Origin of the sequence: Hydrocoleum sp. CS-953, assembly GCF_002260545.1 — a bacterium.
In the GTDB taxonomy this organism is placed as follows: Bacteria; Cyanobacteriota; Cyanobacteriia; order Cyanobacteriales; family Microcoleaceae; genus Trichodesmium.
Window position 1 is genome coordinate 1 of sequence record NZ_LGSU01000519.1, and the last position, 3,485, is coordinate 3,485.

Here is a 3,485-nt window from a genome sequence, read left to right on the forward strand (position 1 = left end):
CTCTATTTGTTGTTCCCTTTTTTGTTCAATCTGCTGAAATGGCTGAAAAAGTTGTTTTATTTGTTCTGCACTTATCCCTATTCCTGTATAAAAAACTGACGAAAACTATAGCTCGTAAAAATTTATTAGAAGATATTCCTCGGTTTATAGTAGCCCAAGCTGGAATATTATTTGCAGTTAGCTTAGTAACAATCCAAACAGGTATATTAAACGGTTTTGCTCGTTCCACAACCTTATTAATAGATAAATCCAATGCAGATATTTGGATTGCCTCTGATGAAATGGTTAACTTCGAGCTGACAGACCCCCTACTTTATGGCCAATTAAGCCAGGCAAAAACTATACAAGGTGTCCAGCAAGCAGAAGCCTTAATTTTAGGAGGGGTCAGATGGCGACCTCAGAATGGAGAAATGAGTCCATTAATGGTAATTGGATTCAACCCAGATGGACAACTATTTAATCCAGGAAATGTCATTGAGGGAAATGTCAAAGACCTAAAAGAACCTTTTGCAGTAATGGCCGACCAAAGTAGGTTATCCAGTATGCTCTCAGAAGGAATAGGAACAACAGCGATCGCCGGTTCCTTACCAGCAAAATTAGTTGCAGTGACAAAAGGTACTCAATCAATTGTATCAAGTACCCTATTATTTACATCCCTGGAAAATGCCAATACCTACATAAGTGCAGGTATTAACGCTGAAGTTAACTGCAAAGTAGTAGGAGCAGGTAATCTCCAATGTACAAAAGTAGTGGACAAAAAAGACCCCACTAAAAAGTTAGAGGAAATACCCACACCCAAAAAGTTAGAAATAGCAGACCCGATCGCTTATATATTAGTTAAAGCTAAACCAGGTGAAGATTTACAAGCATTAAAACAAAGAATAGAAGAGGAAATAAAGGGTACTAATGCTTATACTAAAGAGGAATTATCTGAGAAAACTAGATTTTTTTGGTTAGCAAGGACAAACATTGGTTTAGTTTTGGGAATGGGAGCAGTAGTAGGTGTAATTGTGGGCATAGTTGTGGTAGCTCAGATTTTGTATTCTTCTGTGTCCGACCATATTAAAGAGTTTGGCACCCTTAAAGCAATGGGCGCATCGGATAAAGAATTATATGCAGTAATTGTCGAGCAGGCAATCTGGATGGCAGTTTTGGGTTATATTCCTGGAATGCTGGTTTGTTTAGGATTGAGTGGTTGGGTGGCCAGTAAGGGAATTATTATTTTGATTACACCTTGGTCTGCACTAGGAGTATTGGGTGTAACCGTTATAATGTGTGTCGGTTCAGCTTTCTTCGCAATTCAAAAAGTAACTCGCATCGATCCAGCGATCGTATTTAAAGCTTAGGGATCTTTTGATTTGTCCCCAAATAATAGAGGGTTTCCCGTTGTTATGAGGTACAAAATTTTAGGTTTGAGGGAACAGGGAATAGGTATGGAGGGAATAGGGAATAGAAAAGAATAAAAACAACTGTACCTCATAGCTTCGGAAACTGCTGTATTTATCGCCCCTACGACTCCTGACCCTTCCCTCTACTAAAAGACTTATTCAGCAAACCCTAAATAATTATTAAATCTCTGGTCTAACTTGATATTTATCACATAGGTTACAAGTATTTTTGTAGATATTTAGATGTAAATTTAATCAAGAAAATAAATAAATAAATATAACTAGAAATACATAGTACCTTTGCGTAATATCATGTCCGGATAAGAGCGTGATAAAAAAAACTTTCTTCTTTTTATACTTTCTTTCTCCTCTCTTCCCTCCTGACTCCTGTAGGGGCGATTTCCGTGCCGGAATGCTCCTAATTACGCGTTTACTAAGTATTCCGTAGAATCGCCCCTACGACTCCTGACTCCTCCCTCATTTATTTATAACTATTCAACCGGACATGATATAAGTCATAATTTATAGATATATATAGATATATATGTGATACCAGTTTGATAAATCTTTACTACAAATATTTAGGTTACTGCTTAGGAGACAGGAGTCTCTCTGTAAGCATTCAGCCGTCAGCTATCAGCTATTAGCTATCAGCTATTAGCTTATTAGCTATTGCTTTTGGTAGACGATAAAAGCTTTATTGATTGAACCAGAATTAAATCTTCAGGACTTACGCAAAGGTACTATGTATAGAGTTAAAAAACTATTGCGTAATAGTTTTAAACGCTATATATAGCGTTTCTGCGTAAGTCCTAATCTTATTACAAAAGTCTGCTCCCTTGAGCTTAAAGTATATATTCATTAAACTCCATCCTTAAGGGCGAGATATTATTGCTGTTTGCTCCGCATTCCGCAGGAAATGCTTACTCAGGATGAATAGTTTTGATACCATTTTTCATGTATTAGTTGATCTTTGTCGTCAAATAGATATTTCCTAGAAAGTATTTTAATACTGCTGATTATTTGTAACATTATTTTTTCACGCTTGGTATTACAAAAATAATGAATTTTGGGAACATCTAGGTTATAAAATATAAGTATAATCATCAAAAATAACCGTGATAATACTTACTTCTAAGACCAATCTAAACCCTAAATTTATACTGTATAATTACAGATACATTCTTTTTAGAAAATAAAATTCTATAGTAGTCAGGGATAGGTAGTTTGCCTAAAACCCCCACTACNCTTCTAAGACCAATCTAAACCCTAAATTTATACTGTATAATTACAGATACATTCTTTTTAGAAAATAAAATTCTATAGTAGTCAGGGATAGGTAGTTTGCCTAAAACCCCCACTACATTGTTGAAAAAATATAGTGAAACTATTCAACCATAAGTTTAGAAATATTAACTTTTGAACGATAGCTAATACCTGATAATAAAAATATATAATAAAAAATCCTTAAAATGAAGAAAAGTAAAGTTGGACATAATAATCCATATGATCGCTCTCTACAAACCTTAGCTAGAGCGATAACTCTATCTGAGGGTGATTTTTCCCTAATTTTAGTCCGTTGTAATTCTCCAGAATTAAGAGAAGAAATCCTCCAAAAATTCAAAGCAGAATACCCTGTAGAATACCAAGAATTAGCATTAGAAAATTTTACAGATACACTTTACTCCAGTATTAATCAAAATCTAAATAATCGTTTCCCCAAAGCTTTAATGGTTAAGAGTTTAGAGTCAGTTAATACCTTAGATAAAGTGCTAACTACAGCTAACTTAGTTAGAAATAACTTTCTAAACTTTCACTTTCCCTTAGTCTTGTGGGTGACAGATGAAATTCATAAAAAATTAATTCGTTTAGCTCCTGATTTACAAAGTTGGGCATCATCAGGAATTAGCTTTGAGCCTAAATATGCTTAAACCGAAAATTAATCATCAAAAAAATGACTCTGAAGCATGGCCGAAAACCTTAGAGTCTAAACGTTATGAAAGAGCTAGATTAAGGATAGCTAAATTTGATGCCAAATTATTAAAGATATTAGGACAGATTTTAATAATTTGTAAAATTTAAACAATAACTTAATTA

3 protein-coding genes are annotated in these 3,485 nt (G+C 34.3%); all 3 read left to right on the forward strand.

The features are described 5' to 3' along the window. Positions 1 to 38 precede the first annotated feature (38 nt). The 3 genes from AFK68_RS05405 (at position 39) to AFK68_RS36310 (ending at position 3,470) form a co-directional block, all read left to right on the forward strand. A complete protein-coding gene (locus AFK68_RS05405; RefSeq protein ID WP_246844008.1) occupies positions 39 to 1,346 on the forward strand; it encodes an FtsX-like permease family protein in 1,308 nt (435 codons plus the stop codon). 1,514 nt (positions 1,347 to 2,860) lie between these two features. Beyond that, positions 2,861 to 3,319 carry a hypothetical protein gene (locus AFK68_RS05410; RefSeq protein ID WP_094671901.1) on the forward strand — a complete coding sequence of 153 codons (459 nt, stop codon included), beginning with the start codon at positions 2,861 to 2,863 and terminating at the stop codon, positions 3,317 to 3,319. Next, complete coding sequence (locus AFK68_RS36310) at positions 3,312 to 3,470, forward strand: hypothetical protein (protein WP_168186332.1); 159 nt, start codon at positions 3,312 to 3,314, stop codon at positions 3,468 to 3,470. Before AFK68_RS05410 ends, AFK68_RS36310 begins: the two co-directional genes overlap by 8 nt. Positions 3,471 to 3,485 lie beyond the last annotated feature (15 nt).

Bases quoted from the DNA above. Each gene is read 5' to 3' on its own strand.
- AFK68_RS05405 (WP_246844008.1), top strand. From the start codon at position 39: ATGGCTGAAAAAGTTGTTTTATTTGTTCTGCACTTATCCCTATTCCTG.
- AFK68_RS36310 (WP_168186332.1), top strand. From the start codon at position 3,312: ATGCTTAAACCGAAAATTAATCATCAAAAAAATGACTCTGAAGCATGG.
- AFK68_RS05410 (WP_094671901.1), top strand. From the start codon at position 2,861: ATGAAGAAAAGTAAAGTTGGACATAATAATCCATATGATCGCTCTCTA.